This is a genomic window from Croceibacterium soli, from assembly GCF_009828065.1.
Taxonomy (GTDB): Bacteria; Pseudomonadota; Alphaproteobacteria; order Sphingomonadales; family Sphingomonadaceae; genus Croceibacterium_B; species Croceibacterium_B soli.
In genome coordinates this window covers 91,716-113,056 of record NZ_WTYK01000008.1, presented here as the reverse complement: position 1 = coordinate 113,056, position 21,341 = coordinate 91,716, and the positions used below count along the sequence as shown (strand labels likewise).

Sequence of the window (21,341 nt, the reverse complement as noted above, 5' to 3'; positions counted from 1 at the left end):
TCCAAATGGGAAGGGATACCCTGAGGCGCCGCCACGTTGCCTCAGAGATGCTAGATATTCCGGAACCGTTCGGTCCAGTGGTGCGGGGCCTCGTATTGACCGCGGCGGCCGTGCTCTGGACGATCCTGCTCGTACGAATCGTTGGCCTGCGCGCCTTTTCGAAGATGACCGCGTTCGACTTCGTGACGACGATTGCCACGGGGTCGCTCATCGCGCAGGCGGGCACCCGCTCCGAGTGGCCGGCATTCGCCCAGTCGCTCGCGGCGATCGCCGGCGTGTTCCTCGTCCAGTGGCTGCTCGCAAAGGCGCGGCTCTCGTCGGAGCGTTTCCAGAGCGTCATCACGAACAAGCCGGTCCTCCTGATGGAAGATGGCGTATTCATCGAAAGGGCGATGAGCGAGACCCGCGTATCCCGCTCCAGCATCATGGAGAAGCTTCGCGCGGCAGATGTCAGCAGCCCGTCCCGCGTCAAGGCAGTCGTCCTGGAGACGACGGGCGATATTTCGGTGATGAAGTCGGAAGAGTTCGACGAGTGCCTGCTGGAGGGCGTGGAGCGCATGGACTAGCGCACTGTTTGGCCGCACCTCTATCGGCAAAGGTTGTAGCGCAGCCCGAGCGCCCGCCGGTGACCGCCGTTCGGGGTCCGTACATCCCGCCGCTGCAAAGTGAACAGCGTAGAAGGAGAGCGTGAACTTGGTGCTACGCAGAAGTGTCCTGGCGATCGCAGTGGCCGCCACCATTCTAGGCCAACCGTCCGCGGCAATCGAGCAAATCGCTGTCCCGCCCAGCCGGCAGCAAGGACTGGACATGATCCTCATCGACGAGGACGCGATGCCGCCGGAGCCGGAGCTGGCAAGAGCTTCCGCTGCGGAGGAGGACGTGAGCTGGAGCGGGGCGGCGATCGATCTACGCTCCCCCGTTCACCACCTCTATGGCGACATGCGGCGACATCTGGAGCGCTATCGCGATCGTTGGGGCCAGTTGCCGCAAGTTCTCGTGAGCTCGCAAGGGCCGGCGATCGGTACGGGTTCGGCGGACCCGCGTATCCCGGCCTTGCGCCATCGGCTGGGGCTGCCTCGCCAAGGCGGGTTCGATGCGGCTCTCCGCAGCCGCCTCAGCGAATACCAGCAGGCTCATGGCCTTCGTGCGGACGGCAAGGCGGGCCCCGAGACCATCGCCTCGCTCAACAAGGGCGCCGCTCACTTCGAGCGGGTTATCCTGGTCAACATGGAGCGCGCCCGCCGCCTCCCTGCGCCCGGGTTCGCCGGCAGGTACCTGCTGGTGGACGCCGGATCCGCGCGGCTGTGGATGTACGAAAACGGTCAGCCGGTCGGAAGCATGAAGGTGGTTGTGGGCGCACCGGACTCGGAGACCCCGATGATGGCCGCGCTGATGCGCTTTTCGAGCGTGAACCCGTATTGGAACGTCCCGACGGACCTCACGGCGAGATTGATCGCCCCGCGCGTTCTCGCGGACGGCCCCACGTATCTCGCTGATCGGGGCTACCAGGTGCTGGATGGATGGACCGAGGACGCGGGCCTTGTCGACCCGGCAACCGTCGACTGGCGTGCCGTTGCCGCAGGCGACGTGGAGCTCCGCGTCCGCCAGCTTCCCGGCGGCGGCAACTCGATGGGCGAGATCAAGTTCATGATGCCCAACGAATACGGCATCTATCTGCATGACACGCCAGGCAAGGCGCTGTTCGACAAAGACGAGCGCTGGGTCAGCAATGGGTGCGTACGGGTCGAGGACGCGCGTCGGCTGGCCAAGTGGCTCTATGGGTATATGCCGACGGGCCGTTCAGCCGACCGCGAGGAGCGCGTGGACCTCGAAGATCCGGTGCCGGTCTATATCACCTACTTCACCATCGCCGCCGACGGTGACTCCCTGTCTTTCAGGAACGATCGCTACGGCCGCGATGCTTCTCTGCTGGCGAGGTTCAGGGCTGAAGATAGCCGCATGGTCGATCCGGATGAGCAGTTTCGGCGCGCCATGACCCTCTAGAACTTGGCCGGCAGGCCTCATCGCCGCCGGCAGTTCTTATCGCTGGGCCTCGACAGGCTCCGCGTCCTGAGGAAGCTCCTCGTCCGGTGTCGGGATAGCGGGGGCAGGGCGGGGCTCGATCCTCGGGGCGGCCGGCCCGGGCAGGTCGACGACCGGAGGAACCGCGACGATCGGAACCTGCGCCGTCGGACCGTCGAGCGGCCGCGCGATGGGCGCATCCTCGCCCGCGAGGCCCTGCTCGACATCGTACTCGCGGCTGACCACCGGCGCGCGAGCGGCGGATGGCGGTGGCGGCATCTCGCGCGGCGCGCGGGCGGGAGCCGGCGCTTCATCCGCCGGGGTCAGCGCCCGCGTCATGAAATTGCGCCAGATCGCCGCCGGAACTCCGCCGCCTTGCGCTCCGGGCATCGGCCGATTGTCGTCGTGGCCGATCCACACGCCGGTAATCAGGTCACCCGAGAATCCGATGAAGTAAGCGTCCCGGCTGTCCTGCGAAGTGCCGGTCTTGCCGAAGGCTTGCGTGCTCAGGCGGGCGCCGCGGGCGCTGCCCTCGTTCACCGCCGCCCGCAGCAGTTCAAGCATCTGCGCGCGCACCCTGGGTTCCATGGCGGTGGTGCCGTCTGCGACATTCTCGCGCGGGAGCCCGTGGGGACGCACCGGATGGCGGCCGGCGGAAACGGCCGCGTAGGCGGCAACCAGGTCGATCAGCGACACGCCCGAAGTGCCGAGGGCCATGGTCGGCCCCCGCTCCAGCTCGCCGCGCATGCCAAGATCACGGGCCGCCGCGATGACCTTGTCGCGCCCGACCTCTTCGGCCAGCCGCACCGCGGCGACGTTGCTGGAGACCGCGAATGCCTCCCGCAGCGTGATCTCGCCCCGGTACTCGTCGTTGTAGTTGGCAGGCGTCCAGTTCCCTATCCGCAGCGGTCTGTCCTCCACGCGCGTACCGGGCGTGTAGCCTTCGCGCAGGGCGGCGAGGTAGACGAACAGCTTGAAGGTCGAACCCGGCTGGCGCAGCGCCTGCGTGGCGCGGTTGAACGGGCTGCGTTCATAGCTATTGCCGCCGACCATCGCCACGACCCGCCCATCCCGGCGCATCGCCACCAGCGCAACTTGCGCCCCGCCGGTGCCGACGTTGCGGATCGCCGCGACCGCCTCGCGCTGAAGGCGATCCTCGAGCGTGGTTGTGAGCGTGTGGGCGGGGTACTTGTCATCGAGCGCCGCTTCGGCTTGCGCGAAGGCCCAGTCGGCGAAGTAGCTGCCGCTCGGCACTTCCGGCAGGCCTCCGACGTCGAGCGTCACCTCTGGTAGTTCTTCGGCCTCCGCCTTGCTCAGCATCCCTGCGTCGACCATCGCTGCGATCACCACCGCCGCGCGCTCGCGCGCCCCGTCGAGGTTGTCGGTCGGCGCCAGAGTGGAGGGGGCCTTCAGCAGCCCGGCCAGCATCGCCGCCTGCTCGACGCTGAGCTCCTCGGGCTCGCGGCTGAAGTAGTGCCGCGCCGCCGCCCGCAGGCCGAACACGTTGTCGCCGAAGTAGACGCTGGAGAGATAGCGCGAGAGGATCTCGTTCTTGCCCAGCCGGGCTTCCAGCCAGAACGCCAGCACCGCTTCCTGCAGCTTGCGCCAGATGGTCTGCTCGGGCGACAGGAACGACAGCTTGGCGAGCTGCTGGGTGATCGTGCTTCCGCCTTCCACGACCTCGCCTTCGCGCAGGTTGGCGAGGAATGCCCGGGCGAGGCCCTGCGGATCGACGCCGAAGTGACCGAAGAAGCGCCGGTCCTCGATCGCCAGGAACGGCTGGACGACATGGTCCGGCAGCTCTGCAGCGTCGACCGGCCCTTCGACCACGGCTCCGCGGCGCGCGATGGGCGCGCCCTCGGCCGAAAGCAGCGTCAGGCTGGGGGCCGTGATCGGTTGCAGCGACTTCGACAACGGCGCCGTGATCACGAGCACGAGGATCAGTGCGAGGAACGCCCCGACGATGCCGAGGCCTGTCCACTTCAGCCGCTCGCGCGTAATCCATCGTCCAGGGGGAGGCGGACCTGGTGCATACGCGAGGGACGGTTCTGCCGCCGTGTCCTCGAGACCGAGCGCTTCGTCGCTATCGGGGCGAAGATGCGGATCCCTCAGCACGGAGCGGAGGGGCGCTGCTGGAACGAACGGATCGGAGGCATTGGGAAGTTGTCGAGCAGGTCCATGTCGCCCCACAACGACCCTGCGCGCCGCTGGTTTCCCAGCACCTGCACGGCTGAGCGTCAGCCGCGATCAGATGACTCCATCCTTCTTCGCAGCGGTCGCGGGGGCGCTAACGCACCCCATTAAGGTTCACCGCCGCGCTCCGGGCAGGAGCCGCCGTTGCCAACTGGGTGCTGAAGGTGTCGTAGATCGCGCGTGCGGCGGTGGCGATCACTGCCGGGCGGTTTTCTCCTCCGCGGGCGAAGAACGCGACTGCGACGCGGCGTCCATCGGGGAGGGTCAGGAAGCCGACATCGCTGGTGTACTGGTTGAGAGTGCCGGTCTTGTTCTCGACCTTGGCTCCGTAAGGCATCAGACCTCTGATCCGGTTCGAGCCGGTGGCGCAGCGGCGCATCATGTCCAGCAGCAGGGCGCGGCTTTGCGGCGCGAGCGCGCGATCGCTATCGATCAGGCGGAGCAGTTCGAGCATCGCAAGGGGCGTGCTCGAGTCCCGGATGTCCCATAAGTCACGGCGGTCGCCGAGAAGCTGGGCGATATTGCGGTCGACGCGAATGCCGCTCAGCCCCTGGGCGCGCAGCCAATAGTCCACCGCGCCCGGGCCGCCGAGCGCGCCGATGAGCAGATCGGTGGCGCGATTGTCGCTGCGCACCATCATCCGGTCCATGAGGCTCAGGGCCGATGCGCCGGCGATATGATCGTAAAGCGAGCGGCGGCCGGCATCGACATCCGCCAGGTAAGCCGCTGCGACCGCGATCTTCATCGTGCTGGCCATCGGAAACGGCCGCTGGCCGTTGACCGAGATCGCGCGGCCGGTCGTAAGATCGAGTGCGGCGATGCCGTACTCGCCCGGGTTTTCAAGCGCGGTGGCCGTGAGCCGCTGTTCGAGATGCTGGAGTTCCGGGAATCCCGATGCCGCAGCAGGCTGGACGGCGAGCAGGCTGGCCAGCCAAACGGCGACCACGGTTTTCCACATAGCATCTCTCCACCATTCGGTCCCGCGAAGGATCCGCAGATCGGTAGCTTACTCCAGTTTGCATCGTGAACGAAGGCTGATCGAGCGGCTTTTGCGGCTTTCCCGACTGCGCGTTTCTGTCCTTCTGACATATCGCTCGCGACGCATCTCGCGAACTTGCTCGAGATGTGGAACCGGCCCAGTAATCGAGCGTTCAGATTTCAGCTGGTCTTATACTAGCAACGGTTCACCGCAGAGAACGGAGATTGCAATGTCGCCTGGATGCTTCCGCAGTAGTCGCCCTGACGCCTGGTCCGTTCCGCGGCCGTACAGCGATGCGAACCTTCGCCTGATGAAGCATGGGCCGATTAGACCCATGGAAGACGAAAGTGGCATTTTTTGGCGTCTCTGGAGGAAGTGAGAAGCCTGGCTTCGCTGCGTACGATCGGGCCGAGTAATAGCGTTGCCAGGAAAGGGCACAGCCATAGCCAGTGAAAACATCGCTTCGCACGAGCGGAACGCGGGCCTCCTCCTGATCGCGGCGGCCGGCCTCGCGCTGGTTCTGGCGAACACGCCGGTCGGAGAAACGTACCACGCCATTCTCCACGCGAAGCTGGGCCCACTGACCGTCCACTACTGGATAGCGGACGCTCTGATGGCGGTGTTTTTCCTGCTGGTCGGCCTGGAGGTGAAGCGGGAGTGGTTCGACGGGCAACTCGCGACGGCGTCGGCGCGCCGCTTGCCGATGGTTGCCGCTGTCGGCGGCATGGCGGTCCCGGCCTTGGTCTATCTCCTGATCGCCGGCTCCGACGCGGCTTTGACCAACGGCTGGGCTATCCCGGCAGCCACGGATATCGCTTTCGCGCTGGGTGTACTGGCCCTGATCGGAAGCAGGGCTCCCGCATCGATCAAGCTGCTCCTCGTCACGATAGCGATCATCGATGACATCGGTGCGGTTGCGATCATCGCAGTGTTCTACACAGCCGAGCTGGACCTCGTTGCCCTTCTCGCGAGCGCGCTCATCCTCGGGGCGATGTTCGGCCTGAACAGGGCTGGGGTGTGCAAACTGTGGCCATATCTCGTCGGCTTCGTTTTGCTCTGGCTGGCGGTCTACCAGTCCGGAGTTCACGCAACGATAGCGGGCGTCCTGGCGGCCCTCACTGTTCCGCTTGGCCAGGGCCAAGCCCACAGCCCCCTCAAGAAGCTGGAGCACAAGATCCACCCGCTCGTGATGTTCGGTGTGGTGCCGCTGTTCGGCTTCGCAAGTGCCGGTGTTACGATAGGCAGCGGAAACTCGCTGTTCTCCACCCTGCCGCTTGCCATCGCTTCGGGGCTTTTCCTCGGGAAGCAGCTCGGTGTGCTGGGAGCAGTGTGGCTCGCGCACCGGACTGGCTTTGCCCGCAAGCCGGCGGAGCTGGGCTGGTGGCACATGTATGCCGCAGCGCTGCTATGCGGCATCGGCTTCACGATGAGCCTGTTCATCGGCGATCTGGCCTTCGATGACAGTGCCCTCGTCGATGCCGCGAAGATAGGTACGCTGGCAGGATCAGTGCTCGCCATTGCGGCGGCGATCATCGTCTTGCGCCTGGCGCCTGCACGCGTCTCGGCTGTCTCCGACCAGGACGAGGCGGACGAGATCTTCGGAGAGAATTTCCCGGAGGAGCCGCAACTCGATCAGACGTGACTTCGAGCGTCTGCAGCCGCGGTCTGCCGGCAGGAGAGTCAGAGCCTCAGCGAATTCATCACTGCGTGATAGCGCCGGCTCATCAGCGTGCCCAGTTGACGCAGCCTGCTGCCCTCGTGCGGGTCGCCGTAATGGAAAATCACAGTGAAGCGGCGCTGTTCGCCGATGCATCGCGCGTTCGAATGGAGCGAGGTGTGGCCGATGAAGAGGTAGCCTTGGCCGGTTCTCATCGGCAGATGGGCGGTTCGGCCATCGTGGACTGCGGAGGCCAGCCTCTTCTGCATGAAGCGCGTGTCGCAGAGCGCCTTCTGAACGGCGCTGACGATGTAGGGCTGATGCAGTGGGCGGGCATTGGGCAACAGGACGAACTCGCCTCCCAGGCCGTCGGCCGGCATCAGGATCGGGACGATCAGGCTGATCACGTAACTGTCGAAGTGATAGTATCCCGCAAGCTTGTTGTGGGATGCGCCGGCCAGGAACCGTGACGACTGCCGGATGCGGGTTGGCGCCCCGGGCCGGCCCAGGATCGCCTCGAACAGTTCCCGCAGGAAGGGGTCCAGATCGCTGTGAAGCTCCGATAGCAGGTATCCCGAAAGGCCGTTCTGTCCTCCCTTGAGGACCGATTCGTTGCCGTTTTCGACGACCAGCCGTTCCGCGAGTTCGGAGGCATGGCGAACATCCTCGTCCGTCACGAGCTTGTCCAGCACGGCACACCCGTGCGTCTTCATGGCGCTGGCGATAAGCGCGATCTCGGAGGCGTGGAGGCGCTGCCAGTCGAACACTGTTTGTGGCTGCTCTGCCTTGCCGAGGGGCCGCTCTTCCATCTGAACCTCCTGCGCATCGCATTCAGCCTGGAGAGGAGCGATGAGCGATCCTGTATCCTCAAGAGTTCGGCGGTCAGTGCCGCTGCTGGCGGTTGCCCGTCAGCGTCTTCGTTCAGGCCGCCTCAGCCGTGCCCGCTTGCGCTCGATAGCTCCGGGACAGGTGCCTTCTTATCCTGGATAACAACTCACCTTGGCCGTGCGGGAAGCGAGGCGCGCCGATACTGTGATCCAGCCTCGGCCTTGCAGTATGCGCGCCTGGTCCTTCGCCCGGCCTGGCACCCGAACATCCGCTCTCCCTCCGATGATCGCAACGGCGCAACGGGGGTAGCGCCTGTCAGCTTCGGCTAGCTCTCGACCGGCCTTCGATGATTCCGAGGGAAGGGGTTGGGATTACCTCGCAAGAGGAAGCTGCGATGGCTTTGGTCGCCTCTGCAACAGCTTGCGGAGGCTGGCGCCAGTTCCCGCGACAGATTCGGTTGACGCCTCGTCCGAGAGTGCTGCGGAACGGACCTAAAAGCACCGGCATGCCCGCCAGCGGAGAAGTCCTCCATCCGCGGCCGCTTCCCGCCCGACGTAGCCAGGTTCGCTGAACAGCGGGAACGAGGCTGCCCGGGGAACGGTGCCGCTGCAAATGTCCGGCAGTTGGGGTTTCACAATGTTTGCGGAGCCGAACCGCAATGAGGCCTCCCGGACCGGCCAAATCTCGCGAAGAAAGATTGCATGACCGAGCGTGCCATGTTCAGAAGGAGCATCCATCCAGCTTAAGCCCGGAGATTCAAGCGCATGCGCGACGCCACAATCATCCCTGCGAGCGAGTCAGAGCGCATCGCCGCCGTGCGCCGCTATGACATCCTGGACACGCCGCCAGACGGCGCTTTCGACCGTATCACAGCCCTTGCGGCGAGACGCTTCGGCGTTCCCATTTCCATCATCAGCATCGTCGACGAGGATCGCATCTGGTTCAAGTCGCGCCACGGAGTGCCGGTTGAACAGATTGGGCGAGATCCGGGGCTCTGCGCCTCGGCCATTCTGGCTGACGACCCTTATGTCCTGACCGACGCGAGCGTCGATCCTCGATCGCTGGCCAACCCGCTTGTTGCAGGGGAGTTCGGTCTGCGCTTCTACGCAGGCGTGCCCCTCACGACGGCCGATGGTCACAACCTCGGGACCTTGTGCGTCATCGACAAGGAGCCCAGGCCGATCGATGACGCGCAGATCGAGGATCTGAAGGACCTTGCCTCGGTGGTGCTGGACCAGATGGAGATGAGACTTGCCGCTCGGCGGGCAGTTTCCAAGGCCGAGCTCTTGGCGAAGGAGATCGATCATCGTGTGATGAACAGCCTTCAGTTCGTCTCTTCCTTGCTTTCCATGCAGAGCCGATCGGCCGACGTGGGAGAAGCAGCCCATCACTTGCGGTTGGCGGCCAATCGAGTTGCTGCCGTTGCGCAGGTGCATAGGCACTATACGTTCGAAGGCGCCGACGTGACCTCCTGCATCGCCTTCCTGCGGAAGCTCTGTTCAGATCTCGAGCAAGTGCTGGGGCAGCCAATCTCCGTCCAGGGGGACGAGGGCGACGTGCCGACCACCGCGATCCAGCCGATCGGTCTGCTCGTAAACGAACTGGTGACCAATGCCGCGAAGCACGGCGGTGGGACCATCGAAGTCGGCTATTCGGTGAACGGCGGTGTTCACCGGCTGAGCGTTTGCGATGGCGGGAAAGGCCTGCCGGCCGATTTCAGCCTGGCCGAGGCAAGGGCCAGCCTCGGCATGCGCGTGGTCAGCGTGCTGGTCAGCGAGCTTGGGGGCGATCTCCGGGCCGGCCCCAGGCCGGACGGCTCGGGAGCCTGCTTCACGATCTCCTTCGTCCCCGGCGCTCCGCGGCCCAGCACGTTGCAGTAGGTACGCGGGGGGCGCAGCCAATCGGCCGCCCGAAGGGCTCGGACGACGATCCTCTTTCCGGCGGTTCCCAGGAGGCTGCTTCCGCGGCCCGCTCGGTAGCCGGGGCGCAGGATCGTCGCCGCCATGCTATGTTCGGTGTGAGGAAGACGGGGGCTCCCGCGTCTTACCTGTGAATTCGCCGAATGAGAGCACGCGCGATCATGAGGAAGGCAGAGGCAGACCCGCTTGCACAGTTCCACAGGGAGTTTCGCCCTGCGCTCATGGCGTTCTTCCCCCGGCGCAGCCAGAGCCACAGCGAGGCCGAGGATCTCACCCAGGAGGTCTTCATCCGCATCGCCGGCAAGTCCGACGTCAGCTTGCGATCGGCCGAGGCCTACGTCTTCCAGGTCGCCGCGAACCTGCTGCGGGACCGCGGGCGGCGGGCGAAAGTGGCCGCACCCCCTCTGATCCCCCATTGGTGCCCCGCCAGAAGGCGGTTCTCAAATATGCCGTCTAAGTCATTGAAAAATGGTGCCGGCTGCAGGATTCGAACCCGCGGCCCCCTGATTACAAATCAGGTGCTCTACCAACTGAGCTAAGCCGGCATCGTTGCGCCTTTGCGCTATGCGGCGCCGAAGGTCCAGCCCTCGGTGCGGGCGATTTGGGGGGTGAGGGCGTTCGGGCGCCACAATTCCTCGCGCGGGGCGGCGGTGCGGAGCCAGGCGGCGGCGAGGAGGGCGTCGGCGCTGTGGTCGTCCAGCGGGCCTGTTTCGCGCACGGGGGGCGAGCCGAGGACGGCGAGGGCTTCGTTCAAGTCGGCGTAGGAGTTCATCTTGCTGCGGGCCGCGGTGCGGCCACCGGCCATGGCGGCGATCGCGGTGTAGATCTCGACCACCACGGGACCGCGCGGCGGCACGGGATCGAACGGCCAGATCGCCACCTGCCCGGCCAGCCGGTGGAGCACGCGCATGCCGGTGAGGCTCGACTTGCCGACTTGCGCCGCGCCGACGAGGTTGAAGTTGGAGTAAGGCTTGCAGCCCATCGCCGCCTGCGCCTGTTCGGTCACGCGGAAGCGGCCCTGCCGGTGGGCGGCGTCCCGGTGGTGGAACAAGGCCCCTTCGCGCCCCCCGTGGCGGCGGAAGTAGCGGCTCGCCTGCTCGTGATCGACGAAGCTCGACGCGGCCAGGTGCGGGTCGTCGCGGCAGATCTCCTCGACCAAGGCCCAGAGGGAACGCGCATCGGGCGGGCTGTCGGCCCAGCCCGGGAAGAACGCGCCGCAGTCGGCGAACGGCAGCGAGGCGCCGAGGTCGAGGCCGGCGAGCGTGCCCGCGGGCATCTCCTGGAGCAGCCACTCGAGCACCTCCGGGCGCGACCAGCGGTGGCCCGGCCGCACCAGCCGCGGCGCGTCGCCGCCGGCCTCGCAGATCGCTACCGCGATGCCCTTGTGCCGCTCCCCCACGGCGCCCGACCAGTCGATCGCCGCGAAGTGCGCGAAGCGGTCAGCCACGTTGCTCGCGCAGCTTGTTCCAGTAGGCGATGCGCTCCTTCACCTGCCGCTCGAAACCGCGCTCGACCGGCTCGTAATAGGTCTGCGGCTCCATCTCCTCGGGCCAGTAATTGGCGCCCGAGAAGCCTTCCTCCGCATCGTGGTCGTAGGCATAGCCTTTGCCGTAGCCGATGTCCTTCATCAGCTTGGTCGGGGCGTTGAGGATGTTCTGCGGCGGCATCAGGCTGCCGGTTTCCCGGGCGCTTTTCCACGCGGCCTTCTGCGCCTTGTAGGCGGCATTCGATTTGGGCGCGGTGGCGCAGTAGAGGCAGGCCTGGACGATCGCCAGCTCGCCTTCGGGGCTGCCGAGGAACTGATAGGCTTCCTTGGCCGCAATGCACTGGGCGAGCGCCTGAGGGTCGGCCAGGCCGATGTCCTCGACCGCCGCGCGCGTCAGCCGGCGCAGGACGAACAGCGGCTCCTCCCCGGCGACCAGCATCCGCGCGACGTAGTACAGCGTCGCCTGCGGATCGGAGCCGCGCAGCGCTTTGTGGAAGGCGCTGATGATGTTGTAATGGCCCTCGCGGTCCTTGTCGTAGACGGCGACGCGGCGCTGCAGGAACGCGCCGAGCTCGGCCGGGCCGAGCGGCTCAGGAATCTGCGCGGAGTAGAGCGTTTCGGCCTGGTTCAGGAGGAAGCGCCCGTCGCCGTCGGCGCTGGCGATCAGCGCCTCGCGCGCCTCGGGCGTGAGGGGGAGGGGTCCTTCCAGGGCCTCGGCCCGCGCCAGCAGCTGCCCGAGCGCTTCGGCGTCGAGCCGGTGGAGGATCAGCACTTGCGCGCGGCTCAGCAGCGCGGCGTTGAGCTCGAAGCTCGGGTTCTCGGTCGTGGCGCCGACCAGGGTGACCGTCCCGCGCTCGACATAAGGCAGGAAGCCGTCCTGCTGGGCGCGGTTGAAGCGGTGGATCTCGTCCACGAACAGCAGCGTGCGCTGCCCTGCGGCGCGCATCCTCTCCGCCTCAGCGAAGGCCTTCTTGAGGTCGGCGACGCCGGAGAACACCGCGCTGATCGCCACGAAGCGCATTCCCACGGCATCCGCGAGCAGGCGGGCCATGCTGGTCTTGCCGGTGCCGGGCGGGCCCCACAGGATCATGCTGGAAAGCTTACCGGCCGCCACCATTCGCCCGATCGCCCCTTGCGGTCCGGTCAGGTGGTCCTGCCCGATCACCTCGTCGAGCGAGCGCGGGCGCAGGCGGTCGGCCAGCGGTGCGTCCTCCCGCGCCACGTCTTCCGGCGCTGCGGGAGGGAGGTCGTCTGCGAACAAGTCAGCCATCGCCGCAGGAGATAGGCGCTGGCGCCGCGCCGCGCGAGCCTCTTGTGATCCGGGCATTCCGTCGGTGAGGGGCAGAATTGAGGTCCCCGCCAAGACCGTCATGCTGAACTCGTTTCAGCATCCATCTCTCCCCCCGCGCCGACGGTGCCTGAGGAGAGATGGACCCTGAAACAAGTTCAGGGTGACGAGCAAGAGGTAGGCGAGTTCCCTTTGCCGCGATCGCGTGGTATTCTCGCCCCCGGGTCGCGCATGAGGGGAGAAACTCATGAACGCCACTGTTGCGCCCGAACGGGCAAGCGTTCCCTGGCATCTCTGGGTCATCGGTCTCGTGTCGCTCTGCTGGCACGGCTTCGGCGGATACGACTATATCCAGAGCCAGCTCGGCAATCGGGAATACATCGCCTCCATGACCGAACCCTTCGGCTATGACGCCGATACGGCGGTCGCATATTTCCAGAGCTTCCCGCTATGGGCCGACACCGCCTGGGCCCTGGGCGTGTGGGGAGCGGTTGCCGGTTCCGTCCTGCTGCTGCTGCGCAGCCGCTTCGCCTTCCATGCCTTCGTGGTGTCGCTGGTGGGGATGCTGGCGGGGATGGGCTACCAGTTCATGAACCCGCTGCCGGGGGCGACCACTTCGGCGGTCGCGGTCAGCTTCACCCTGCTGATCCTCGCGGTCATACTTCTGCTGATCTGGTACGCGAAGCGGATGACCGCCCTCGGCGTGCTACGCTGAGGCGCGGGCTTTCCGCGCCTCGATCAACCGCCGGTAAGTGTCGGCCACGGCCTGGTTGATCGCGTCCCAGGAATAGGCGCGGCTCTTCTCCTCGCCGGCCCGGCCGTGCGCGGCGCGTTGCGCCGGGTCCGCGACGTAGCGCGCCAAAGCGTCGGCGAATCCGGCGATATCGCCTGGTGATACCAGCGTGCCGTTCACGCCGTCGGCGACCAGGCTCGTGCTGCCGGTCGCCCGCGCGGCGACCACCGGAACGCCGCAGGCCATGGCCTCCAGGGTCACGTTGCCGAACGTCTCCGTGATGGAGGGATTGAACAGAACGTCCATCGCCGCCACCGCGCGGCCCAGGTCGGCGCCTTGTTGAAAGCCGACGAAAGCGGCGCCCGGCAGCTGTTCCTCGAACGCGCTGCGTGCCGGACCGTTGCCGATCACCAGCACTTTGTGGGGCACGCCGCGGCACCGCAGCTCGGCCATCGCCGCAGCGAAGGCGTCGAGTCCCTTCTCCATCACCAGGCGGCCGAGAAATCCGATCGCCACGTCGCCATCGGCAATGCCGTGCTCCCGCCGCCAGGCATTGTCGCGCCGTCCGGAGTTGAACAGCTCGCGGTCGACGCCGCGCTCCCACAGCGTGATATCGTCGTTCATGCCCTGCTGGCGCAGGATCTCGACCATTCCGGCCGAAGGCGTGACCAGGGCGTCGCAGCGCCGGTAGAGGCCGCGGATCCAGCTCTCCAGCACGCCTTCGAGGAAGCCCAGCTTATAGTAGCGCGGGTAGGTTTCGAAGCGGGTGTGGACGGAGGCGAGCACCGGCGTGCCGCGTTGCCGCGCCCAGCGGACCGCGGCGCGCGCGGCAAAGTCGGGCGAGGCGATGTGCAGCACATCGGGGGCGAACCGCTCCAGGTCCTGGCGAACTTCGCCGGAAAGGCCCAGCGCCAGGCGGTATTCCGCCCGGGTGGGAATGGCGATCGACGGGACGGAAACGAGCGTACCTTGCGGCTCGAACGCGGGTTCGTCGCTCGTCGGCGAATAGACCCGCACGACGGCGCCCTGGCGCTGCAGGAACTCGACCAGCCGGTTGAGCGCCTTGTTCGCGCCGTCCACGGTCATGTTGTAGTTGCCGCTGAACAGGGCGATGCGCAGGCCGTCGATCGTCATCGCAGGGGGCAATAGGGCGGTTGCAGGCGCTTGGCGAGGGGGTGAAACGACGCTTCTCCCCCCTGGCCCCCGCGGTCGGTGCCGATCCGGTGTGTGTGACACGTACGCAACACAGTTCCCTGCACGGAAGCGGTTCCGCTCAGGCCGATTGAGTCGGCCTCGATAGGCCACTATTCCGCGGCGGCGATAACGGGGCGCCGGGCGACGGACGGGCTGCAATTCCGTCCGCGTCATAGAACAGACGGGAGAACACGAAGTGATCAGCTTCAACACCGGCGTGGCCGGCCGATTCCACACATTCCTGATGAGCAGCGCCGCCACGGCGGCGCTTCTGGTGCCCGGCGCAGCATTCGCGCAGGACGAAGCGCAGCCGGTCGAACAAGCCGCAGCGTCCGCCGACGACTATGCCGCCGGCGAGGATTCCAGCACCGGCAACCAGATCGTCGTCACCGCCACCAAGCGTGAGCAGACCCTGCAGGACGTGCCCGTCGCCGTAACCGTCACCACGGCCGAAACGATCGAGCGTGGCCAGATCCGCGATCTGCGCGACCTGCAGACCGTCGTCCCCTCGCTGATCGTCGGGCAGCGGCAGAGCGTCGCCAATACCAACTTCTTCATCCGCGGCTTCGGCAACGGCGCCAACAACGCCGGGATCGAGCCGTCGGTCGGCGTGTTCGTGGACGGCGTCTACCGCTCGCGCACCGCGGCGCAGATCACCGACCTGCCGGACGTGCAGCGCATCGAAGTACTGCGCGGGCCGCAATCGACCCTGTTCGGCAAGAACGCCTCGGCCGGCGTGATCTCGATCACCACCCAGCGGCCCGCGTTCGACTTCGGCGGTTCGGCCGAACTGACGTACGGCAACTATGACGCGGTCATCGGAAAGGCATATGTCACCGGCCCGATCAGCCAGGACACCGCCTTCAGCCTCGCCGCGGGCTTCAACAAGCGCGACGGGTTCTACCGCGATCTCGGCACCGGCGACCGGACCAACGAGCGCGACCGCTGGTTCACCCGGGGGCAGCTCTACTTCGATCCGGGCACCGATATCACCGTCCGCCTGATCGGCGACTATGACCGGATCGACGAGAACTGCTGCGCCGTGGTCAACATCCAGAGCGGCCCGGCTACTCTGGCGCTGCAGGCGCTCGGCGGACGGGTGAACGCCCCGGCCGACCGTTTCGGCAATGTCGTCTACAACAACTTCAACTCGACTAACGATATCGAGAACTATGGCGGTTCCGCACAGGTCGACTGGCAGCTCGGCGGGGCGACGGTCACGTCGATCACCGCTTATCGCGGCACCGACGCCGTCAGCGACCAGGATCCGGATTTCACCAGCGCCGATCTGGTCTATCCGAACTTCGGCGACCTGAAGATCGGCACGTTCACGCAGGAACTGCGCCTGACCAGCGAGCTGTCGCAGGGTGTCGACCTGCTGCTGGGCGCGTTCTACATCAACGAGCGCGTCGATCAGCAGAACCTGCTGCGCTACGGCACGCAGTTCCGGCCATACGCCAACATCCTGATCAACCAGGCTTCGGGCGGGGCGCTCAACGTCAACACGCTGGAGCAGACTTTCGGCGCGCTCGACGGACGGAGCTATGCCGGGCAGTTCTTCGCCGCAGGGCAGGGCTTCACCGAAGAGTACACCCTCAAGAGCAATGCCCTGTCGCTGTTCGGCCAGGTCGATTTCGAAGTGGCGGACGGGCTGGTGCTGACCCTCGGCGGCAATTGGACGAAGGACCGCAAGCGGTTCCGCGCCGATGTCGAAGCGACGGACGTGTTCTCCGCGCTCAACTTCAACGCGCCGCAGTATGCGCCCTTCCGGCGGCAGCTCCTGCTCGCCGGTGCGCTGCAGCAGGCTGGGGTCAATCCCGCGGATCCCGCGGCAGTGTTCGCGTTCGCGACCAATCCTGCCACCGCCGCTACGTTCGCCGCTTTCCAGGCTTTCGCTGCCGGCAATGCGAACAATCCCGCGGCCAACCCGCTCAACCCGCTGCGGGCGCTGCAATTCCTGCCGCCGTTCCAGAACATTCCCAACGCGGTGGAAGATGGCGCGACCAGCGACAGCGACTTCAGCTACACCGCCCGGCTCGCCTACGATCTGAACGACCAGTTCAACATCTACGCAAGCTACGCCACCGGCTTCAAGGCCAGCTCGATCAATCTCTCGCGCGACAGCCGGCCGACCGCCGCCGATCGCCTGGAGCTGATCTCGCGCGGTCTCGCCGTGCCGAACCTCACCTCCGGCAGCCGCTTCGCCTCGCCCGAAGAATCGCGCGTGATCGAAGCCGGCGTGAAGGCCAACCTCGGTTGGCTCTCCGCCAACCTCGCGGTGTTCGACCAGGTCATCAAGGGCTTCCAGTCGAACATCTTCACCGGCGCGGGCTTCGCCCTGATCAACGCCGGCAAGCAGAGCACCTTCGGCGTGGAATTCGAGAGTCTCGCCACGATCGGCGAGGCGCTGACCCTGAACTTCGGCGCCACTTACCTCGATCCGACGTACGACAGCTTCGTCGCTTCGGCGGTCGGCGACATCAGCGGGCGGCGCCCGGCCGGCATCCCGAAGTGGAGCGTGATCGTCGGCGCGCAGTACCAAGCGCAAGTCGGGCCGGGCACGCTGGTGCCGCGCGTGTCCTACTTGTTCCAGTCGGACGTCCAGGTGGAAGACGGGCTGCCGCGCTTCGCCGTGCGCGGGCCGGACGGTTCGATCGTCAACCCCGCGCCGGCGCTCGCTGCCGCGGAGCCGTTCCGGCGGGAGGTCAACAACCTCACCGCTTCGCTCGGGTACGAGCTGGATTACGGGCTGACGCTGGAAGTCTGGGGCCGCAACCTGCTCGACGACCGCAACCTGGAATCGATCTTCGATTCCGTGGCTCAGCCCGGCGGGGTCTCTGCCTATCCCAGCGAACCGCGCACTTATGGCCTGACCGGCCGCTTCAAATGGTGAACTGACGGAAGGGGGCTTTGCGGCCCCCTTCCTCTTACAGCGTCCGCAGGGCCTGCGCCGGCCGCGCCTGCAGCAGCGGCAGCGAGGCGCCAAGCGCGAACGCGAGCACCAGCGCCACGCCGGCGCCGAGCACGCCCAGGATGCGTGGCCAGTCCGGCAGCCAGTCGAACTCGAACATCTGCACCACCACCAGCCAGGCCAGCAGCGAACCGAGACCCAGCGCCACCAAGGCAAGCACGAGGCTCAGCGCACCGAACTCGGCGAGCTGCAGCAGGAGCAGTTGCCTCCTGCTCGCGCCGAGCACGCGCAGTATGACGCTGTCGTAGAGCCGGGCCGCGCGCGCCGCGGCGATCGCGCCCAGCAGCACGGCGATGCCGGCCAGCACCGCGACCGACGCAGCCGCGAGGATCGCCAGCGAGACCTGGTCGAGGATGTCCCGCGCCTGGGTCAGCAGCGGCCCGACTTCGATCACGGAGCTGGCCGGGAAGGCCCCGACGAGATCGCGCAGCAGCGATCCGGCGGTCTGCCCCTCCGGCAGGTCGATCGTCGCCGCGAGGTTGTGCGGCGCGTCCTGCAGGGCGTTGGGAGAGAACACGAGCACGTAGTTGAAGCCGAGGCTCTCCCAGTCGATCCGCCGCAAGCTGGCGATCCGCGCGGTGCGCTCGACACCGAGTAGGCCGATGGTCAGGTAGTCGCCGACTGCCAGTCCGGTTGCTTCGGCCAGTTCCTCGTCGATCGAGACCAGCGGCTCGCCCGAATAGTCCCGGGGCCACCACTCGCCGGCGGTGACCGTGTTCCCCGGGGGGATCGCTTCCGCGTAAGTCAGCCCGCGCTCCCCGCGCAGCGCCCAGGCGCCCTCGGGCAGCTCCTCCAGCGTGCTCACTCGGATCATCGAGTCCCTCGGGCCGTACGCCAGGATCGCGCCGCGCAAGGTCGGGACGGCCTGGATTTCAGCCTCGGGCGCGTGCCGGCGCACCATTGCCTCGAATTCGCCTGCTCCGGTGCGCGGCACGTCGAGCACGAAGTAATCGGGCGCACGCTCCGGCACGGAGCGGGAGATGTTGCCCTCGAGGCTGGTTTGCACGCCTGCCAGCAGCACGAAAGCGCTCAGCCCGAAGCCGAGCGCCGTGACGAGCGCGGCGGTCGAGGCGCCGGGGCGGTGCAAGTTGGCTAGCGCGGAGCGCAGCAGCGGGTCCGCCGGGCGAGGGATCTGCGCTGCGCCCTTGCGGATCAGAAAGCCGAGCAGGGTGAGCAGGCCGAGCAGGGCCACCGCGCCGCCGAGGAAGGTTGCTGTCAGCAAGGGCTGCGGCGCGCCGAGGAAAGCGAGGGCGGCTATTCCTGCAAGGCCCAGCGCCACCGGAACCGTCCCCCCGCGCCCGAGCTGCTTCAGCGGCGAGACCCGCGCCCGCATCAGCGCCATGGCCGGGTAGCGGCGGGCGCGCGCCAGCGGCGGCGCGGCGAAGACCAGCGCCACGAGCAGGCCGAACAGCGCCGCGCGCAGCAGGGCCCAGCCGTCCACCACCAGCCCGCTGCGCACCGGCAGGAGCTCGCCCAGAGCTTGCGCGAACAGCGGCGTCACAAGCACCCCGGCGGCGAGGCCGGCGAGTGCGCCTACCAAGGCCGCGGCGCCGAGCTGCAGGGCGTAGATGCGCGCGATATCGCCGCCCGTCGCGCCGAGGATTTTGAGCGTGGCGATGCTCGTCCGCCGCGCTTCGAGGTACGACGAAACGCCGCCGCCGATGCCGATCCCGGCGATCGCCAGAGCGGCGAGGCCGACCAGCGTCAGGAACTCGCCCATGCGGCTGACGAAGCGCTCGGCTCCCGGTGAGGCCCGCTCCCGCGTGCGCGTGTCGAAGCCGGCCTCCGGGAACTCGGCTTCCAGCGCTTCCTCGACCGCCTCCGGATCGGCGGCGCCGGCGAACCGCACGCGCGTCTTGGATTCGTACATCGATCCCGGCGCGGTCAGCCCCGCGCGCCCGGGCACGTCCAGCGGCACGATGACAGTCTGGCCGAGCTGGAAGCCTTCGCTGAGGCGGTCGGGCTCTTCGCCGATGATCCCGCCGACAGTGAGCGTGGCGGTGCCAAGGGTGAAGCGGTCACCCGGCTCCAGGTCGAGCCGCTCCGCCGCGCCCGATGCGAGCCAGGCCTGTCCTGCGGGCGGAGCCGCCGACTCGGTCCCGTCGGCCAGGGTGAAAGTGCCGTAGAGCGGCCAGCGCGCGTCGACGGCCTTCAGTTCGACCGGCGCGGCAGCCTCTTCGCTGCGCGCCATCGCCTGCAGGCGCAACCCCTCCGACAACTCGCCGTAGCGCTCCAGAAAGGCGCGCTCCTCCTCGTTCAGAGTGCGCTGCCAGACCTCGACCTCGAGATCGCCGCCGAGGATCGTGCGCCCCTGCGCATCGAGCTCCCCGCGGATCGCGGAAGTCAGCGTGCCGATCGCGGCCAGCGCGCCGACGCCCAGGAACAGGCACACCAGCAGCAGCCGCAGCCCGCGGAACTGCCGATGAAGATCCCGCCGGGCGATCGTCCAGGCGGTGGACCAGGGGAGGGCGGTCATCAGATCCTCCCCGGGACGGGGAGGACTTTGGAAGCCTCACTCACCACTATCGCTCGCGATCCGTCCATCGGCCAGCGTCACGATCCGCTCGCAGCGCTGCGCAAGCGCCGGATCATGGGTGATAACGATCAGCGTGGCGCCGGTTTCTGCACGGCGGGCGAAAAGCAGGTCGGCGATCTGCTCGCCGGTCACGGTGTCGAGATTGCCGGTCGGCTCGTCGGCGAAGATCAGCGGCGGGCGCGGAGCCATCGCGCGGGCGACGGCGACGCGTTGCTGCTCCCCGCCCGAGAGCTGCGCAGGATAGTGCGACAGCCGGTGGCCCAGGCCGACCGCTTCCAACTCGGCAGCAGCGCGTGGCCAGGCATCGCGCTCTCCGGCCAGCTCAAGCGGCGTGGCGACGTTCTCCTGCGCGGTCATCGTCGGCAGCAGGTGGAAGGCCTGCAGCACGATGCCGATGCGGCCGCGCCTGGCGCGGGCGAGGGCATCCTCGCCGAGCCGCTCGAAGTCCTCCCCCGCCACGTTCAGCGATCCGCTGCTCGCCCGCTCCAGGCCGGAGAGCACCGCCATCAGCGAGCTTTTGCCGGAGCCTGAAGGGCCGAGCAGCGCCAAAGTCTGGCCTTGCGGCACGTCGAGATCGATGCCGCGGAGGATTTCCACGGCGGCCGCGCCTTCGCCGAGCGTGAGCCGGACGTCGCGAGCTTGGATTACGGGGGGGCTTGTCACACGTCAGCGATGGCATAGCTAAGCCGGCCCAACAAGGAGCCCTCGCCGATGCGCAACACACTTTGGTCGATCTTGCCGCTGCCCGCGCTGGCCGCTTGCGGCGGCGATGCGCCGGCCCCGGCGCCGACGGAAACCGCCGTGGCGACGGTCCCGGCGGCGGCGGCCGAGGTCACCGGACCGGAGCGGCGCATCCTGGCGTTCGGCGACAGCCTGTTCGCCGGCTACGGCCTGGCCGAGGACGAGGGATACCCCGAAAAGCTCGAAGCGGCGCTGCGGGCGCGCGGCATCGACGCGCAGGTGACCGACGCCGGCGTATCAGGCGATACCACGGCGGCGGGCCGCCAGCGGATCGGCTTCGTGCTGGACTCGCTGGCGGAGAAGCCCGACCTTGCCCTCGTCGAGTTGGGCGGCAACGATCTGCTCCGCGGGCTGAGCCCCACCGAGGCGCGGGCCAATCTCGCCGCCATCCTCGACGAGCTGCGCAAGCGCGAGATACCCGCGGTCCTGTTCGGCATGCGCGCCCCGCCGAATGCCGGCCCGGAATACCAGGCGGAGTTCGACGCGATGTACCCCGCGCTGGCGAACGAATACGGCGCGGCACTGGTGCCGTTCTTCCTTGAGTCGGTCTACGGCCGCCCCGAGATGATCCAGCAGGACCGTGTCCACCCGACCGCCAAGGGCATCGACGCGATGGTTGCGGCGACCGTCGACGAGGTGATGGCGGCGCTGCCCGAGGTGGAGGTGGAGTAAAGGCGCTCGCAGAGGCGCAGAGGCGCGGAGTACTCTCCCGCGAAAGCGGGACCCCATGACCGAACAGTGCCTGAGTCTCCGCGTTCGCGGGGATGACGAAGGGTAGGGTGAGACCCTCTGCG

Annotated in this window: 15 protein-coding genes, 1 tRNA gene and 1 pseudogene; 8 read left to right on the top strand and 9 right to left on the bottom strand. The window is 67.4% G+C overall.

The genetic code is table 11. The features are described from left to right. Window positions 1-47 precede the first annotated feature (47 nt). Complete coding sequence (locus tag GRI75_RS12970; protein WP_160747413.1) at window positions 48-566, top strand: DUF421 domain-containing protein; 519 nt, start codon at window positions 48-50, stop codon at window positions 564-566. Window positions 567-726: 160 nt separating this feature from the next. After that, window positions 727-2,004 (top strand): L,D-transpeptidase family protein, encoded by a 1,278-nt coding sequence (locus tag GRI75_RS14640; protein WP_160747412.1) that lies wholly within the window; start codon window positions 727-729, stop codon window positions 2,002-2,004. Window positions 2,005-2,040: 36 nt separating this feature from the next. On the opposite strand, the gene GRI75_RS12960 is transcribed toward GRI75_RS14640, so the two are convergent. Both GRI75_RS12960 and GRI75_RS12955 read right to left on the bottom strand, forming a co-directional pair. After that, entirely contained in the window at window positions 2,041-4,137 is a 2,097-nt protein-coding gene (locus tag GRI75_RS12960) for a transglycosylase domain-containing protein (protein ID WP_160747411.1), read from the bottom strand. 172 nt (window positions 4,138-4,309) lie between these two features. Further along, window positions 4,310-5,173 (bottom strand): serine hydrolase, encoded by an 864-nt coding sequence (locus GRI75_RS12955; RefSeq protein WP_160747410.1) that lies wholly within the window; start codon window positions 5,171-5,173, stop codon window positions 4,310-4,312. Window positions 5,174-5,615: 442 nt separating this feature from the next. Here GRI75_RS12955 and nhaA point away from each other — a divergent pair, with 442 nt between their 5' ends. Further along, window positions 5,616-6,836: a Na+/H+ antiporter NhaA gene (gene nhaA / locus GRI75_RS12950; protein ID WP_202389760.1), complete on the top strand. Its 1,221-nt coding sequence runs from the start codon at window positions 5,616-5,618 to the stop codon at window positions 6,834-6,836. A 38-nt stretch (window positions 6,837-6,874) separates the two neighbouring features. Here the strand turns inward: nhaA and GRI75_RS12945 are convergent, their stop codons facing one another. After that, a complete protein-coding gene (locus tag GRI75_RS12945; RefSeq protein ID WP_160747409.1) occupies window positions 6,875-7,618 on the bottom strand; it encodes a hypothetical protein in 744 nt (247 codons plus the stop codon). 825 nt (window positions 7,619-8,443) lie between these two features. Between GRI75_RS12945 and GRI75_RS12940 the strand changes: the two genes are divergently transcribed. Together GRI75_RS12940 and GRI75_RS14845 are read left to right on the top strand one after the other, a co-directional pair. Next, window positions 8,444-9,559, top strand: a complete 1,116-nt coding sequence (locus GRI75_RS12940; RefSeq protein ID WP_160747408.1) for a sensor histidine kinase — start codon at window positions 8,444-8,446, stop codon at window positions 9,557-9,559. A 182-nt stretch (window positions 9,560-9,741) separates the two neighbouring features. Next, window positions 9,742-9,975 (top strand): annotated as a pseudogene (locus GRI75_RS14845) (RNA polymerase sigma factor); the annotation flags it as partial. Between the two features lie 92 nt (window positions 9,976-10,067). Here GRI75_RS14845 and GRI75_RS12930 read toward each other — a convergent pair. The 3 genes from GRI75_RS12930 to GRI75_RS12920 all read right to left on the bottom strand — a co-directional run bounded on the left by GRI75_RS12930 (window position 10,068) and on the right by GRI75_RS12920 (window position 12,354). Then, a tRNA-Thr gene (locus GRI75_RS12930) sits at window positions 10,068-10,143 on the bottom strand. Window positions 10,144-10,160: 17 nt separating this feature from the next. Then, window positions 10,161-11,045 carry a hypothetical protein gene (locus tag GRI75_RS12925; protein ID WP_160747407.1) on the bottom strand — a complete coding sequence of 295 codons (885 nt, stop codon included), beginning with the start codon at window positions 11,043-11,045 and terminating at the stop codon, window positions 10,161-10,163. After that, on the bottom strand, window positions 11,038-12,354 hold the full coding sequence (locus tag GRI75_RS12920) for a replication-associated recombination protein A (RefSeq protein WP_160747406.1): 1,317 nt from the start codon (window positions 12,352-12,354) through the stop codon (window positions 11,038-11,040). The genes GRI75_RS12925 and GRI75_RS12920 overlap by 8 nt, the downstream gene beginning before the upstream one ends. A 265-nt stretch (window positions 12,355-12,619) precedes the next feature. On the opposite strand from GRI75_RS12920, the gene GRI75_RS12915 reads away from it, so the two are divergent. Then, window positions 12,620-13,087, top strand: a complete 468-nt coding sequence (locus GRI75_RS12915; RefSeq protein WP_160747405.1) for a hypothetical protein — start codon at window positions 12,620-12,622, stop codon at window positions 13,085-13,087. Here the strand turns inward: GRI75_RS12915 and GRI75_RS12910 are convergent. Further along, window positions 13,079-14,239 (bottom strand): glycosyltransferase family 4 protein, encoded by a 1,161-nt coding sequence (locus GRI75_RS12910; RefSeq protein WP_160747404.1) that lies wholly within the window; start codon window positions 14,237-14,239, stop codon window positions 13,079-13,081. The two genes, GRI75_RS12915 and GRI75_RS12910, sit on opposite strands and share 9 nt — an antisense overlap. Window positions 14,240-14,495: 256 nt before the next feature. Between GRI75_RS12910 and GRI75_RS12905 the strand changes: the two genes are divergently transcribed. After that, window positions 14,496-17,192, top strand: coding sequence for a TonB-dependent receptor (locus tag GRI75_RS12905; RefSeq protein WP_328597985.1), 2,697 nt, complete (start codon window positions 14,496-14,498; stop codon window positions 17,190-17,192). A 34-nt stretch (window positions 17,193-17,226) separates the two neighbouring features. Here GRI75_RS12905 and GRI75_RS12900 read toward each other — a convergent pair whose 3' ends face one another. Both GRI75_RS12900 and GRI75_RS12895 read right to left on the bottom strand, forming a co-directional pair. Beyond that, window positions 17,227-19,746, bottom strand: a complete 2,520-nt coding sequence (locus GRI75_RS12900; protein ID WP_202389759.1) for an ABC transporter permease — start codon at window positions 19,744-19,746, stop codon at window positions 17,227-17,229. Between the two features lie 36 nt (window positions 19,747-19,782). Further along, complete coding sequence (locus GRI75_RS12895; RefSeq protein ID WP_160747403.1) at window positions 19,783-20,469, bottom strand: ABC transporter ATP-binding protein; 687 nt, start codon at window positions 20,467-20,469, stop codon at window positions 19,783-19,785. A gap of 48 nt (window positions 20,470-20,517) precedes the next feature. Between GRI75_RS12895 and GRI75_RS12890 the strand changes: the two genes are divergently transcribed. Then, window positions 20,518-21,219, top strand: a complete 702-nt coding sequence (locus GRI75_RS12890) for an arylesterase (protein WP_160747402.1) — start codon at window positions 20,518-20,520, stop codon at window positions 21,217-21,219. Window positions 21,220-21,341: the final 122 nt, after the last annotated feature.

What these genes read in the sequence shown, in the direction of transcription:
- GRI75_RS12970 (WP_160747413.1), top strand. Translation starts at nt 48, where the DNA reads ATGCTAGATATTCCGGAACCGTTCGGTCCAGTGGTGCGGGGCCTCGTA.
- GRI75_RS12915 (WP_160747405.1), top strand. Translation starts at nt 12,620, where the DNA reads ATGAACGCCACTGTTGCGCCCGAACGGGCAAGCGTTCCCTGGCATCTC.
- GRI75_RS12940 (WP_160747408.1), top strand. Translation starts at nt 8,444, where the DNA reads ATGCGCGACGCCACAATCATCCCTGCGAGCGAGTCAGAGCGCATCGCC.
- GRI75_RS12900 (WP_202389759.1), bottom strand. Translation starts at nt 19,746, where the DNA reads ATGACCGCCCTCCCCTGGTCCACCGCCTGGACGATCGCCCGGCGGGAT.
- GRI75_RS12890 (WP_160747402.1), top strand. Translation starts at nt 20,518, where the DNA reads ATGCGCAACACACTTTGGTCGATCTTGCCGCTGCCCGCGCTGGCCGCT.
- GRI75_RS12910 (WP_160747404.1), bottom strand. Translation starts at nt 14,239, where the DNA reads ATGACGATCGACGGCCTGCGCATCGCCCTGTTCAGCGGCAACTACAAC.
- GRI75_RS12920 (WP_160747406.1), bottom strand. Translation starts at nt 12,354, where the DNA reads ATGGCTGACTTGTTCGCAGACGACCTCCCTCCCGCAGCGCCGGAAGAC.
- GRI75_RS12955 (WP_160747410.1), bottom strand. Translation starts at nt 5,173, where the DNA reads ATGTGGAAAACCGTGGTCGCCGTTTGGCTGGCCAGCCTGCTCGCCGTC.